10 protein-coding genes and 1 other RNA gene are annotated in these 14,851 nt (G+C 62.5%); 4 read left to right on the forward strand and 7 right to left on the reverse strand.

Annotated features, from left to right (window positions below):
* Nucleotides 1–92: 92 nt before the first annotated feature.
* Entirely contained in the window at nt 93–1,115 is a 1,023-nt protein-coding gene (locus E4021_RS05810; protein WP_136457333.1) for a hypothetical protein, read from the reverse strand.
* Nucleotides 1,116–1,549: 434 nt separating this feature from the next.
* On the opposite strand from E4021_RS05810, the gene E4021_RS05815 reads away from it, so the two are divergent.
* Both E4021_RS05815 and dinB read left to right on the forward strand, forming a co-directional pair.
* Entirely contained in the window at nt 1,550–4,690 is a 3,141-nt protein-coding gene (locus E4021_RS05815) for a DNA polymerase III subunit alpha (RefSeq protein ID WP_136457335.1), read from the forward strand.
* A gap of 51 nt (nt 4,691–4,741) precedes the next feature.
* On the forward strand, nt 4,742–5,875 hold the full coding sequence (gene dinB / locus E4021_RS05820; protein WP_136457337.1) for a DNA polymerase IV: 1,134 nt from the start codon (nt 4,742–4,744) through the stop codon (nt 5,873–5,875).
* A 151-nt stretch (nt 5,876–6,026) separates the two neighbouring features.
* On the opposite strand, the gene E4021_RS05825 is transcribed toward dinB, so the two are convergent.
* Complete coding sequence (locus tag E4021_RS05825) at nt 6,027–7,418, reverse strand: M28 family metallopeptidase (RefSeq protein ID WP_136457339.1); 1,392 nt, start codon at nt 7,416–7,418, stop codon at nt 6,027–6,029.
* Between the two features lie 37 nt (nt 7,419–7,455).
* Between E4021_RS05825 and E4021_RS05830 the strand changes: the two genes are divergently transcribed.
* Entirely contained in the window at nt 7,456–7,869 is a 414-nt protein-coding gene (locus E4021_RS05830) for a hypothetical protein (RefSeq protein WP_136457341.1), read from the forward strand.
* 529 nt (nt 7,870–8,398) lie between these two features.
* Here E4021_RS05830 and E4021_RS05835 read toward each other — a convergent pair.
* Entirely contained in the window at nt 8,399–9,076 is a 678-nt protein-coding gene (locus E4021_RS05835) for a transposase (RefSeq protein ID WP_136457343.1), read from the reverse strand.
* A gap of 835 nt (nt 9,077–9,911) precedes the next feature.
* Here E4021_RS05835 and E4021_RS05840 point away from each other — a divergent pair.
* Nucleotides 9,912–11,555 carry an amidase gene (locus tag E4021_RS05840; protein WP_136457345.1) on the forward strand — a complete coding sequence of 548 codons (1,644 nt, stop codon included), beginning with the start codon at nt 9,912–9,914 and terminating at the stop codon, nt 11,553–11,555.
* Here the strand turns inward: E4021_RS05840 and rdgB are convergent.
* The 4 genes from rdgB to E4021_RS05860 form a co-directional block, all read right to left on the reverse strand.
* Nucleotides 11,518–12,126 carry an RdgB/HAM1 family non-canonical purine NTP pyrophosphatase gene (gene rdgB / locus E4021_RS05845; RefSeq protein ID WP_136457347.1) on the reverse strand — a complete coding sequence of 203 codons (609 nt, stop codon included), beginning with the start codon at nt 12,124–12,126 and terminating at the stop codon, nt 11,518–11,520. The two genes, E4021_RS05840 and rdgB, sit on opposite strands and share 38 nt — an antisense overlap.
* Before the next feature lie 57 nt (nt 12,127–12,183).
* Nucleotides 12,184–12,280, reverse strand: an RNA gene (gene ffs, locus E4021_RS05850) — signal recognition particle sRNA small type.
* A gap of 67 nt (nt 12,281–12,347) precedes the next feature.
* Nucleotides 12,348–13,076, reverse strand: a complete 729-nt coding sequence (locus E4021_RS05855; RefSeq protein ID WP_136457349.1) for a gluconate 2-dehydrogenase subunit 3 family protein — start codon at nt 13,074–13,076, stop codon at nt 12,348–12,350.
* Nucleotides 13,076–14,794 carry a GMC oxidoreductase gene (locus E4021_RS05860; RefSeq protein ID WP_136457351.1) on the reverse strand — a complete coding sequence of 573 codons (1,719 nt, stop codon included), beginning with the start codon at nt 14,792–14,794 and terminating at the stop codon, nt 13,076–13,078. The genes E4021_RS05855 and E4021_RS05860 overlap by 1 nt, the downstream gene beginning before the upstream one ends.
* Between the last annotated feature and the right edge of the window lie 57 nt (nt 14,795–14,851).

A 14,851-nucleotide genomic window follows, 5' to 3' on the forward strand; every position in this document is an offset into this window, starting at 1 on the left:
CCGTTTGGTAGAATAGACGCCCGGGGGTCATCAAATGTTTGATCGGGGGGTCGAATTTATTTTTTTTAACACATTTATCGTTTCCGCTAAGCTCAGAATACCGATTGCCCCACCTTGATTCGCTGTTCGTGCTGGCGGATCAGGCCGCGAAGGTAACCAAAGTATTGGGCCGCGTACTTGCCGGACTCCGCGTGGAGGGCGTTCCCGTGTTCTACCAGGTTGTCGAACCAGTGCTGCACCTCCTCGCACAGTTCCCGGTCGGAAGTGGCCACGTAGTTGGGGTTGACCAGGGTGGTGAAGAGGAAGGGGCGGATATTGGACTTCACCAGGACCACGTTGCTGGTGTTGGAAAGCTCGTTGTGGTACACCCGGAAGTCGGAACTGTTGAGACTGGGCGCGCCGCCCAGGGGAAAGCGCTTGCCGGTACGCACCATCGCTTCCAGGTGATCCACGATTTTATACAATTCCATAAAAATGCGCTCCGGGTCCCGCGCGTCGGCAAACTTCCCGATCTGGGCCATGTAGTTGACCTGCCGCAGGGTGACGTCCAGCACGCCGATCGACCAGAGCTCGCGCGACGGGAGGCTGTAGTGGTCGCGGATCGTATCCTCGACCAGCCGGTGCAGCGGTTCGGCGATCAGTTCGGTCGAGAAACTGAGGTTCTTCCACTTGCTCAGGTTCCAGGTGGTGATGCCGAACATGAAGATCTTGAAGCTGCGCAGCACGGGAGTGGAAAGCTCGTAGTACATCGGCAGTTCCGGCGAGGCGAAATCGAAACTTGCCCCCGGCAGCCGCTTCAATTGCTCCCAGCGGTTGTGCAGTTGAACGAAGTAGTCGAACTCATTCTCGATCGGCCGGCGGTCGTCGGGGTAACGCAAACTCGGTATCCGACCCTCCGGCCGGCTGCTGAGGTCCGTGCGGAGGTGGTAGATCTCCGCCAAACGCATCATCTCATCGGCCGTCAGGGCCGTATCGCCCCGCAGCCTGCGGTACACCGCGTCGCGCCCTACGTGCAAATCCTCCGCCACCGCGGCCACCAGGGCGCTGCGGGAGGAAAATCGTTCGGAAAGACGCTCAAAAAACTGGTGTTGATAACTCTGGTTCGCCTCGTTCATTTTTTTGTTCGCTGTTCATAGTAAAGCCGGGGCGAGCCAAAAAGCCCGCCCAATAAGAAAAGACCAATACTGCAATAACCTTTACGCTATACGTCAAGTTAGGGCATTGCCACGAAGCGAACTGTTGTTTTTGTATAATTTTAAAACAAATTATTTGTTTTATCGTTGATCCTCACGTTACTTTGCTGCTGAAGCCTTGAATTTGTTACGAATGCCCAGGTCATCAGGATATGGCCCGGGCCCGCTTTAACAGCTTTATTTTTTGCCGCGGCCCCCCGGAACCGTCTTTTTGTTTTAACTCATACTCACGAAACATGTACTTTCTACCCCACCCGGACGGGGGGGGCGGGGTGTCCTCTTCTGGGCCGGCCCGCTCCCCGCATGCCCCTTGCGCCGGTTCTCCGGCATCCGCCCCCCTACCCAACTGAGTCGGCATGCACCTCAGTTGTCATACCTCCTTCAGCTTTCGCTACGGCGTACTTGGGCCCCGTCAGCTGGTCGAGAAGGCCGCCGCCTGGGGCGTCGAATGCCTGGCCCTGGCCGACAACAACAGCACCAGCTGCGCGGTGGAGTTTGTCAACTGCTGCCGGGAGTTCGGCATCAAGCCCATCCTCGGCATCGGCTTCCGCAGTGAAGACGGGCAGTGGCTCTACACGGGCCTGGCCCGCAACGCCACGGGCTGGTACCAGCTCTGCCGCTTCCTCAGCGAACACTCCCTGGCGGAGCGGCCCCTGCCCACCGTGCCGCCGCGGATGGACGACGTCTGGATCATCTATCCCCGCCTCTGTAAGCCCATCCGCGACTTTCGCGACAACGAACTGCTCGGCATCCGGCCCCAGCACGTCAACCGGCTGTTCAGCCACGAGCTGCGCCACCACCAGCACAAACTCGTCGTACTGGCCCCCGTAGTGGCCATCACCGAGGAAGATTACGAGCTCCACCGGACGCTGCGGGCGATCGACCTGAATACCGTCCATACCAAGCTCACCCCCCGCGACCTGGCCAAGCGCGGCGACCGCCTGCTGCCCCCCGATACCCTGCGGCAATTCTACCGCCCCTACCCCGCCATCCTGCGCAACACCCAGCGCATCATCGACTCCTGCACCGCCGAACTGGAGACCGGCCTGCAGATCAACCGGCAGACCTTCACCGGCTCCAAGGAAGGCGACTACCAGCTCCTCGAGAAACTGGCCCTCTCGGGCGTGGCCCGCCGCTACCCGCCCGGCCCCCGCTTCCAGCGCGCGCGCCTGCGTACCGAACGCGAACTGGCGGTGATCCGCAAGCAGGACTTCTGCCCCTATTTCCTCATCACCTACGACATCGTCCGCTACGCCCGCTCGGCCGGCTACCAGCACGTGGGCCGCGGCTCCGGCGCCAACAGCATCGTGGCCTACTGCATCGGCATCAGCGACGTCGACCCCCTGGAGCTCGACCTCTACTTCGAGCGCTTCATCAATCCGTACCGCGCCAGTCCGCCCGATTTCGACATCGACTTCAGCTGGGACGAGCGCGACGACGTCACCGATTACATCTTCAAGCGCTACGGTCGCGAGTACACCGCCCTGCTGGCCACCTACTCCACCTTCCAGGGGCGGGCGGCCCTGCGCGAGACGGCCAAGGTGCACGGCCTGCCCAAGGAGGAGATCGACGCCCTCGTCCGCGACCCCCACGGCCGCGCCGCCGAAGATCCGAAGGCCCGCACCGTGGTCGACATCGCCCGCCGCCTCGTGGGCCTGCCCAATCACCTCGGCATCCACGCCGGCGGGGTGCTCATCACCGAGCGCCCCATCTACTACCACACCGCCCAGCGGCTCATGCCCAAGGGCTTTCCGGTAGCCCACTGTGATATGTACCACGCCGAGGATATGGGCCTGCACAAGTACGACGTACTGAGCCAGCGCGGACTCGGGCACCTGCGCTCCGCCGCCGACCTCGTGTACCGCAACCACGGCAAGACGGTCGACCTGCAGGCGCTGGACGCCATCAAGCAGGACCCCCTGGTGCGCAACATGCTCCGCAGCGGCCGTGCCCTGGGCTGCTTCTACATCGAGTCGCCGGCCATGCGTGGCCTGCTCACCAAGCTGGGCTGCGACAACTACGTCCACCTCGTGGCCGCCAGCAGCATCATCCGGCCGGGCGTGGCCAAGTCGGGCATGATGAAGGAGTACATCCGCCGCTACCACCACCCCCACAGCTTCGAGTACCTCGACCCCGTCTTCGCCGAGCACCTCGGCGAGACCTTCGGCATCATGGTGTACCAGGAGGACGTGATGAAGATCGTCCACCACTTCGCCGGCCTCGACCTCGACGAGAGCGACGTGCTGCGCCGCATCATGTCGGGCAAAAAGCACAACGGCGACACCCTGGAAAAGCTGCAGGAGAAGTTTTTTGCGGGCGCGCGGGTGCGGGGCCACTCACCGGAGAAGGCCGCGGAGGTATGGCGCCAGGTAGAAAGCTTTTCCGGTTACTCCTTTTGCAAGGCCCACTCGGCCAGCTTCGCGGTGGAAAGCTTCCAGAGCCTCTACCTGAAGGCGTATTACCCCCTGGAATTCATTGTGGGCGTGATCAACAACTTCGGCGGCTTCTACAAGACCGAATTCTACGTTCACGAGGCCCGCCTGGCGGGGGCCGCCATCCACGCGCCCTGCATCAACGCCAGCGGCTACCTGACCGACCTGCGGGGTACCGATCTCTACCTGGGCTTCATCCACCTCAAGGGCGTATCCGAGCAACTGATCCACCGCACCGTCCTGGAGCGCCACCGGGCGGGGGCGTTCCAGGACCTGGCCGACTTCTGCGCCCGCGTCGACGTGGAAAGCAGTCAGTTGGAACTGCTGATCCGCATCGGGGCCTTCCGCTTTACCGGCAAGCGCAAATCGGAGCTGCTGTGGGAGAAGAACGCCGTCTTCAACCCCCGCCTGCGCCGCGAATCCTCTCTGGATCTCTTCGTTACCGTGGCGCCCGAACCCGACTTCTACCTCGACGCGGCTCCCAATCACCGGCCGAACCACCCCCTGAGCGGCCACGAACTGGACCAGGCCTTCGACGAGCTGGAACTGCTGGGCTTCCCCCTCTGCTCCCCCTTCTGGCTGGCGGTACCCGACGACAACGACCCCTCGGACAATGTGCCCGCGCCGTGCCACGACGAGGCAGCCGACCGCCCGCACGCGAATTCCTGGGGCCTGCCCCGCACCTGCACGGAGCCGCCGCCCCATCCCCTGCAGCACGTACCCGACCACGGCACCACGGAGTTGCTCGGCTACTTCGTCTGCGACAAGGTGGTGCCCACCGTAAAGGGCGAACGCATGAGTTTCGGTTGCTGGTTGAGCGAGCAGGGACAGTACTTCGACAGCGTACACTTCCCCGATGCCTACCTGCGCTACCCCTTCCGCGGAGCGGGCGTCTACCGGCTGGCCGGCAAGGTGACCCGCGAGTTCTCCTTCCCCAGCCTGGAAGTGAGCCGCATGGAACGCCTCCCCTACTTGCGCGACCTCCGCTTCACCGACGACCGCTCCCCACCCCCGGACCCGCCGCCCCCCAGCCGCCGGGAGAAATTGAGCCCCCAGCCCCATTGACCCCTTGACCCCTTGACTAATTGACCCCTTGACCCCTTGACCCCTTGACTAATGTACCAAAGAGCCATTCTACACCTGGATATGGATGCCTTCTTCGCCTCCGTGGAGATCAAAAAGAACAGTGCCCTGGCCGGCCTTCCCCTTTTGGTGGGCGGCGTGGGCGGTCGTGGCGTGGTCACCTCCTGCAGTTACGAGGCGCGGCGCTACGGCATCCACTCGGGCATGCCCATGGCCGTGGCCCTGCGGCGTTGCCCCGATGCGCGCACCATCCGGGGCGACTACGAGAGCTACGAGCAGCACTCGGCCATCGTGACCGAAATTATCGCTGAGGAGGGACCGGTATTTGAGAAGGCCTCCATCGACGAGTTCTACGTGGACATGACGGGTATGGACCGCCACGTCGGCTGCGTGAAGTGGAGCGGGGAACTGCGGCAGCGCATCATCCGGGAGACGGGGCTGCCGCTGTCGGCCGGACTGTCGGTCAACAAGCTCGTATCGAAGGTGCGGGCCGGCGAGGCCAAGCCCAACGGCTCGGGCTGGGTGGCGCAGGGTGCCGAGCGGGCCTTCCTGTCTCCCCTGCCGGTGCGCAAGATCCCCAGCATCGGCGCGGTGACGGCCCGCAAGCTGAGCCTGATGGGCATCCGCAAGGCGGGCACCCTGAGCCAGGTACCGGTGGGCCTCCTGGAACGGGAGTTCGGCAGTATGGGCCGCGAGTTTCACCGCCGCGCCAACGGCATCGATCACCGTCCGGTAGTGCCCTACAGCGAGCGGAAGTCCTTCTCCTCGGAATGCACCTTCCAGACCGACACCATTGACGTGGAGTTCTTGCTGCGCAAGCTCCGCCACCTCACGGCTCAGCTGGCCTTCGACCTGCGCCGGGCCGGTCGGCTCACCGCCCGCGTGACGGTCAAGATCCGCTATACCGACTTCAACACCTACACCCGCGCCCGCCGCATCGACTACACGGCCCACGACCAGCAGCTCGTCCCGGTGGCCGAAACCCTCTTCCGCGAACTCTTCACCCGCCGGCAGTGCATCCGGCTCATTGGCGTACGCTTTGACCTGCTGGCCAGCGGCCACACCCAGCTAGACCTCTTCACCGACACCCAGGAAAACAGCCGCCTGCTGCTGGCCCTGGACAAGGTGCGCACCCGCTTCGGAAAAGACGCAGTAGCGGTCGGCTGACCGTACAAAGCGGCCTCCGGCCGCGAGAGCAAAATGCGGCCTCCGGCCGCGAAAGCAAGAAGCGGCCTCAGGCCGCGAAAGTAAAATGCGGTCTCAGACCGCGAAAGCAAAACGCGGCCTCCGGCCGCGCCCCCCATCCAAACCTTCCCAATCACTCAGTCCCCCGAGGAATCAAAGTAGAAGGAAACACCACCACGCTCTCATTACCATCTTCCCCGACGGAAGACACCCCAAAAAAGTAATTATCCACCACCACGTTCTCCAGCGTATGTCGGAGCTGCCCGGCCGGTACGAACACCTTATGCTCCCAGCGCGGCGAGGTGGTTAGCCGCCAGTGGACGTAATATCCCGCAATGGGGGTGTTGGTTTCGGGCTTCTCCCAGCGTAGGCGGGTGCTGGGTTCCACGGCGCCGCCGATCATGACCAGGGGCGGGGGCGGGGGTGCGGCGGCCAGTCCGGCCAGGGAGATAGCATTCACGCCGGTGAGCTTGGCGGCGTAGGGGAAATTGACGTGCTCGAGCTTGTCGCCGTATTCAATACCGTCTTCTGTGCGGATATCCTGGTGTTGCTGGGTATAGTTTTCGTGGGTTTCCATGATGCGGACGCCGGGGATGCCCGCGTCGTTGAAGGGCCGGTGGTGGCCGCCGCGGCCGAAGCGGTCGAGGCGGTAGACCATCATGGGTTCGAGGTTGGTGGTGTACTGCCGCGTCTGCGCGTCGATGTAGCGGGCGAGCTGGCGACTGGGGCCGTCGACCTCCCCGCCGAAGAAGCGGCGGTAGATGTTCTTGCGCTCGTCGTTGACGTCATCCGGGTAGTAGGGCTCGGAGAAGATGCGGAAACTGGTATTATCGGTGACGCCGTCGACGCCGGTGATGTTGCCGATCATGTCGTTGTTGAGGGTGCCCATCAGGTTCCAGCCCTTTTCCTTTACCCAGTCGGCCATGCCCTTGCCGCCGAAGAGGCCCTGCTCTTCGCCGCTCAGTCCTACGTAGAGGATAGATCCGGGGAATTCATACTGCGTCAGTACGCGGGCCGCTTCCAGGGCTCCGGCCATACCACTGGCGTTGTCGTTGGCTCCCGGGCTGTCGCTGGTGCCGTCGAGGGGGTCGCTGACGCGGCTGTCGATATCGCCGCTCATCATGATGAAGCGGTTGGGGTCGCGGGTGCCGCGCTGCACGGCGATGACGTTGACCACCCAGGTATCTTCCTTGATCCGGCTATCGGGGTCGCCTTCGACGAGGTTGCGCTGGTACATCACTTCCAGGCAGCCGCCGCAGGCGGCGCTGATGCGCTGGAATTCGTCGTAGATCCAGCGGCGGGCGGCGCCGATGCCGCGGGTGTCGCTGGTGGTATCGCTGAGGGTATGGCGGGTGCCGAAGTTGACCAGCGTGGTGATGTCCTGCTCGATGCGGGCGGGATCGGGGGCGTCGGCGATGTCGTACATCCGCGGATCGGTGGCCGGCGGGGGGCTCACGGGTTGGGCGGATTGGGCGCCGGCGTAAGCGGCGGGCAAAAGCAGAAGGGAAAGGAGGTAGTGGCGCATTGGTTTAACTTGAGGGGGCCGTCAAGATAGCTAACCCATGAAATACCGCCTCTCCGTCGTGCTGCTGTTGCTCTTCCTGGCCCACGTGCTCAAGGGGGTCGGAGATACCCTGCAGTTCCACTACGAAAGTTCGCCCTACGCCGACCTGGGCAACACGTCCTTCTGGAACCCGGAGCAGTCGTGGAAAGCCAAATACGCCTCCGATCCTACCGGAGAACCGCTGCGCCCGCTGCGAGAGAAATTTCCCGGCTCCACTACCCTCTTTGTGGCTACCACCGACGCCTGGCACCTGAGCCAGAGTCTGCAGTACGCCTGTATCCGGCTGGCCGTTTGCCTGCTGGCGGTGCCCCTCCTGGGGTGGCGGGGCGGGTGGGCGTACGCGGGGCTTTACGCACTGATTTGGGTGGTGCAGGCCGCCGGTTTTCACTTGGCGTACACCTGGTTTGGGTAGGTGATGGCCCGGGTAGTCGGCGCTGTGCGCCGGCCGGGGAAAGCAGCAGTAAGAAATGTTGGCATTGAGCTACCGGGATGTAAAGGCCGCGCGATAGGTTTTACCATCAGGCCACAGGCCCGACGGCCCGCGTAGTCGGCGCTATGCGCCGGCCGAGGAAAAGAAGCAGTGAGAAACGTTGGCATTGGGCGGCCGGGATGAAAGGCCGCGCGATAGGTTTTACCGCCGGGCCACAGGCCCGACGGCCCGGGCGGCCCGGGTAGTCGGCGCTGTGCGCCGGCCGAGGAAAGAAGTAGTGAGAAACGTTGGCATTGGGCGGCCGGGATGAAAGGCCGCGCGAAAGGTCTTCACGTCAGGCCACAGGCCCAACGGCCCGCCGAACGGGTAGTCGGCGCTGTGCGCCGGCCGAGGAAAAGAAGCAGTGAGAAAAGTTGGCATTGGGCGGCCGTGGCGTAGGACGCGCGGCAAATCTTCACGCCGGGCCACACGCCCGATAGCATGTGGCAAAAACTAGAGGCAGTTACCATCTCTAGCTCGACAGCCGCCCAGTAAACATCTCTAGCAATTCCGGATGCACAAAGGTGTGTGGCCACTCCTCCCAATCCCATACTAGGCCCGCGGCTACAGGGTTACGCAGGACATACCACATCACCCGCATGAATTTCCCGTCCCTGATGCGCCGGTCGAAAAAATCAGCTTCCCAAAAGGGATGACCGGTACGCCCAAGCAACTGGTTTGCCAACCTGGCGGTATGACTTTTATGACGACCCACAAGCCGGCCAAGGTCCATGGTTTCAGTATCACAATGGTCTGCGCGGATCACCGCGTGGACATGGTTTCCCATGACGCAAACCGCATAGGGAAATACATCTCCCGCAATCGCCAGATACTCCCAGGAATCCAAAACGATGCGGGCCACCCTACCATCCATAAGATGAAAAGGCCCGTGGCTTGTTTCGTGAAGGGCCCGATCCAGTTGGCGTTCGTACTTGGCATTTATCCCATTTTGCCGGTCGCGCTCGACCGACGAGCGCACGGCGGGCGGCAACTCGATCAAGTCCGCCTCCAGGGCCGCGAGTTTACGTCGTCGCCAGGTTACCAATTCCTCTACCCTTTTCTGCGGAATGCTTCCCGCCAAGCGGTAAGTAAGATGTATAGGATCGAACCCGAGACAATCGTGGGGCAACCAGTTGGGCATGGCAAACATAATTTACCCGTAATTTTAAACTTTTTGTTTGTTTTTCCAAATTACTGGGTTGCTTTATGGTTTGTCCGCCGAGATGCTCCGGGCGGTCAGCGCTGCCTGCCGGTTGAGAAAGGTATTGTATTGCGTTATCCCCATGGGCGCGTGACATGTTTTACTGGCGGGCCACAGGCCCGACGGCCCGGGTAGTCGGCGCTATGCGCCGGCCGAGGAAAAGAAGCAGTGAGAAACGTTGGCATTATGCGGCCGGGATGAAAGACCGCGCGACAGGTTTTACCGTCAGGCCACAGGCCCGACGGCCCGGGTAGTCGGCGCTGTGCGCCGGCCGAGGAAAAGAAGCAGTGAGAAACGTTGGCATTGGGCGGCCGGGATGAAAGACCGCGCGACAGGTTTTACCGCCAGGCCACAGGCCCGACGGCCCGGGTAGTCGGCACTGTGCGCCGGCCGGAAAAAGAAGCAGTGAGAAACGTTGGCATTATGCGGCCGGGATGAAAGACCGCGCGACAGGTTTTACCGCCAGGCCACAGGCCCGACGGCCCGCCGAACGGGTAGTCGGCGCTGTGCGCCGGCCGGGGAAAGCAGCAGTAAGAAATGTTGGCATTGGGCTGTTGGGATGAAAGGCCGCGCGATAGGTTTTACCGCCGGGCCACAGGCCCGACGGCCCGCCGGCGCTGTGCGCCGGCCGAGGAAAAGAAGCAGTGGGAAATGTTGGCGTTGGGCTGCTGGGGCGTAGGCCGCGCGGCAAATTTTAACGTCGGGCTGCAAGCCCGAAGGCCCGGGGAGGAGGTTCAAAATCACTTTACCGCTTACCTTACTCCCTTACTTACCCCCGAACCACATGAAGCGCTACCTCTTCCCCCTCGCACTCCTGCTCCTGACGGCCACCGCGGCCACGGTTGCGGCCATTTCCGCCGACCAGGTGAAAGCCGCCGCCGCCGTGCTCGGCATCGACTTCCTCGACGATGAGGAGATCGAACTGATGCTGCCCGACCTGGAGGAGAACCTCGCCGCCTTCGACACGATCGGCAAGACGGAGATTCCGAACAGCCTCTCCCCCGCCCTGGTCTTTAGTCCCGTCCTGCGCCCGGGTCAGCTGCCTACGGATACCACCGTTACGGCACCCGCGACCCCGCCCGAATTGTTAACGGGAGAAAACCCCCTGTTGAACCTGGAATGGGCCACGGTGGAAGAACTGGCCACCCTGATCTACACCCGCCAGATCAGCAGCCGCGCCCTCACGGAATTCTTCCTGGATCGCCTAAAGAAGCACGACCCCGCCCTGCATTGCGTCATCACCCTCACCGAGGAACGCGCCCTGGCCAAGGCCGACGCGATGGACGCCGAACTCGCCGCCGGCAAATACCGCGGCTACCTGCACGGCATCCCATACGGCGCCAAGGACCTGCTCGCCGCCCGCGGCTACCGCACCACCTGGGGCGCCAAGCCCTACGAGGGACAAACGATCGACGAAGACGCCGCCGTGATCCAGCAACTCGACGCGGCCGGCGCCGTACTCTGTGCCAAACTCAGCATGGGCGCCCTGGCCTGGGGCGACGTGTGGTTCGGTGAAATGACCCGCAACCCCTGGAATGTGGGGAAAGGCAGCAGCGGTTCCTCGGCCGGATCGGCCAGCGCCGTGGCCGCCGGACTGGTACCTTTCGCCATCGGCACCGAGACCCTGGGCAGCATCGTGAGCCCCAGCACGGTCTGCGGCACCACCGGCCTGCGGCCCACCTTCGGGCGCGTCTCTCGCCACGGAGCCATGGCACTGAGCTGGTCGATGGACAAGATCGGCCCCATCACGCGCTCGGCTACCGACGCCGGACTGGTACTGGCCGCCATTGCACATTACGACCCGCGGGACGCCCACGCCATCCCGGCCGGCTTCCAGTTTACGCTGCCCGACAACGCACCTACGACCAAGCGGATCGGCTACCTGAAGGGCAGCTTTGCCGGTGATTACGATTTTGCCGCCAATGACTCCATAGCCCTCAACGAGCTGCGCAAACTCGGTTACGAACTGGTAGAGATAGAACTGCCGGACGCCCCCGACATTGGCTTCATCCTCAACGTGGAAGCGGCGGCCGCCTTTGAATCGCTGACCCGCAGCGGCGACGACGACCTCCTCACGCGGCAAGTGCGCAACGCCTGGCCCAACAGCTTCCGGACCGCCCATTTCGTGCCCGCCGTGGCCTACGTACAGGCCAACCGCCTGCGGCGCGAACTGATGCAGGAGATGGACCGGCTCTTCACCGAGCACGAAATCGACGTCTACGTCAATCCGAGCTGGAACTCAAGCAGCCTCTTCATTACCAATATGACGGGTCACCCCTCGCTGACGGTTCCCAACGGCATGCACGAGGGCACGCCCACGAGCATCACTTTTACCGGTCGGCTATTCCACGAGCAGGATCTGATCAACGTGGGCCGGGCGTACCAGCGCGCTACGCGGTGGGATGAACTTCACCCTGAGGCTTTTTAAGGTAATCCTCCAGCTTGGCCATGGCACGGGCGCGGTGACTGAAGCGCACCTTTTCGTCTTGCGTCATCTGGGCGAAAGTGCGTCCGTCCCCTTCCGCGGGAACGAAAATGGGGTCGTAGCCAAAACCGTCGTGGCCGATGGGAGCCGTCGCGATCCGGCCTTCGCACTCCCCTTCAAACAGGTGCTCCGCATCCCCTTCTATCAGGCAGATGACGGTGCGGAAGCGGGCTAGTCGATCCTTGCGGTCGGCCAGTTCGGACAGTAATTTCTGGTTGTTGTCGTCGGCGCTGCGTTGGGGGCCGGCGTAGTGGGCAGTATCGACGCCGGGCGCGTGGTCCAGCGCGTAGACTTCCAGTCCGGTGTCTTCGCTGAAGCAGTCGTGGCCGTAGCGGCTTTTCACGTGCCGTGCCTTCAGGCGGGCGTTACCTTCCAGCGTATCCGCCGTTTCGGAGATCTCTTCGGTACAGCCGATCTCCTGCAGGCTGAGAAAGGCGTAGCGGTCGCCCAGCTGGCGTTTGACCTCGGCGATCTTGTGGGGATTGTTGGTCGCGAAAACGAGTTGTTGCTTCATACGGCAACATAAACGTTGCGGCGGCGCGCAGGTGCTGCGAATTTGCCGAAAGGGCAAAAAAAATGGGCAAGCACACCAGTCGCTCAACCTCCTACCCTTGCTGCATTTCTGCCCTGGGGGGATTCAGAAGGAGCTGACCGTGTGCCGCCCAAGCCACAAAGGTACATTCGGATGGTAAGAATTACAATTTCCGAAGTACATTTTATCTAGTGGATTATACCCTAGCTGATCAGGTTGCCGTCGTCGTCCCACTCGGCGGTGATGGTACGGCGGGACTGGTCCACGTACTTCGGCAACAGTTCCTCATCGTAGGCTAGGCCGTGCTTGTCCAGGACCTCCTGCGGCACCCCGTCCCAGACGTTCGGCTGGTTGCCGACGTAGCCGAGATAGTCGATCCCCGGCTTGCTGGTAAAGAAGCCGGTGATGACCATGAAGCGCATATGGTCGAAGAAGCGGACGCCGGGCGCCATGGGGTGCAGGGGCTCGTCTTCGATCACTTCGGGATAGGCGATATCGTCGACAAGGGCGATCTGCTCTTCGGGACTGGCTTCGATGAAGGCCTTGCCGTCGTAGCGTTTGCTGCTCTCGGCGTTCAGCCAGGCCAGGCCGCCGCGCAGCCGCGTCTGGTGGACGGTGGGCTGGTCCTTGGCCATGAACTCGATGAAGTCCACCACCCCGGTATCGGTGGCTTTCGGGTGATCCTCACCGGCGGGAACGATAATATCCGCGAGCACCCCGATCGTCTCCAGTTCAAAGTCGCTGAAGAATCGCTGATCGCGGAGGAGCTCTTCCCGCTCGGCTTCCCAGGCGGTGCGCAGGCCGTATCCCGTGTTTTCGGGTTCTACGGCGGAGGCGGGTACCGGGTCGTCGTTGCGGCAGCCGGTCTGGGTGAAGATCGCGGTGCCAACGGCGCCGCCCAGCAGTGTTTTTAGTGTTTTGCGGCGATCCATCAGATATTCATTTTTTTGAGTTCGGACACGATGTGCTCACTGTTGCGCATGGCCAGTGCCAGGATGGTCCAGGTAGGGTTCTTGTCGGCCTGCGAGGCGAAGGTGCCGGCGTCATTGACAAATACGTTGGGCACGTCGTGCAGACGGCCGTACTTGTTGGTCACACTGTCGCGCGGGTCGTCGCCCATCCGCGTCGTACCTACTTCGTGGATGATGGCGCCCGGTGCGAGCAGGCCGTAATCTTCCTCATAGGTGCGCTCCGGGGTCAGGACCGTGCCGCCCATATCGGTCATGATGGACCGGAAGGTTTCCTGCATGTGCTTGGCCTGCAGACGCTCGTGATCGGTCCATTTGTAGTGGAAACGCAGGGTTGGAATGCCCCACTCGTCGACGCCGGTGGGGTCGATCTCGCAGTAGTTGTCGTAGAGGGCCACGGATTCCCCGCGTCCGGCCATGTAGAAGTAGGCGCCGTAGACTTCCTTCATCTCCTTGAGCAGTGGATTGCCGTAGCCACCAACCTTGTAGTTGAGGAGTTTCTGGATCTCCTTGTGGCCGCCGCCGAAACCGTACATCGGCATACCCATGGACCCGCCCATTTCGATGTGGTAGCCCCGCGGGAAGTCGAGTTTCTTGTTGTCGCCCCACCATGGAGAGTAGACGTGCATGCCACCCATTCCGTCTTCGTTGTAGCGCGTCCGGTTCATCAGGCTGGGGATAAAGCCCGAGATGCCGGCACCGGTGCTGTCGTGGAGGTAGCGCCCCACGGTACCGCTGCTGTTGCCGAGCCCGTTCGTTTGTCCCTTCATCCGGGAATTGAGTAGCAGGCGAGCGGTTTCACAGGCCGAGGCGGCCAGGACGATCACCTTACCCTTTACCTCGTACTCACGACGGTCGTCCTTGCTGACGTAGCTGACCGCGGTGGCCTTGCCGGTATCGTCGGTCATGACCTCACGGGCCATGCAGTTCACGAGCAGGTCGATCTGCCCGCCGTGTTTCATGGCCGGAAAGATCAGGCAGCTGCCGGCGCTGAAGTCGGCGTACACCGCACAGGATCGACTGCACTGGGCGCAGTAGAAGCATACGCCGCGGTCCTCATTGAGCTTCTTGGTGAGCATCGACATCCGCGAGGGGTACACCGGTACGCCGTTGGCCCGAGCGGCCTTGGTGTAGAGGAGTTCCGAAAGGCGCGGTTTGGGCGGCGGCAGAAAGTAGCCGTCGGGGTCGTTGTGGAGGCCTTCGTTGGTACCGGTGACACCGATGAGTTTATCGACCCGGTCGTAGTAGGGTTTGATCTCCTCGTAGGTGATGGGCCAGTTGGCGCCGAGGCCGTCGAGATCCTTGCGGTGAAAGTCATCGGGGCCGAAGCGCAGGCTGATGCGCCCCCAGTGGTTGGTACGCCCGCCGAGCATGCGGGAGCGGAACCATTCGAAGCGGGTATCCCCGACCGTAGCGTAGGGTTCGTTGGGCAGTTCCCAGCCGCCGAAGGCGGCGTTGTAATCGCCGAAGGGCCGGGTCGTGGAAGCGCCGCGTCGCGGGCTTTCCCAGGGCCACCGCAGCTGGGTCTTCATGTCTTTGTCGGCCGGATCAAAGTAGGGTCCGGCCTCGATAATGGCCACCTTCAGGCCATTTTCGGAAAGGATTTTGGCGGACATACCCCCACCGGCGCCGGAACCGACGATGACGACGTCGTATTCCTTATCGTTCTTCTTGATTTGCACGGATCGTGGTTAGATGAAAAGGTAAGATAGGAATCGGTTGCAGATATCCATGACGTT

It is taken from the genome of Neolewinella litorea (assembly GCF_004803465.1).
GTDB lineage: Bacteria > Bacteroidota > Bacteroidia > Chitinophagales > Saprospiraceae > Neolewinella > Neolewinella litorea.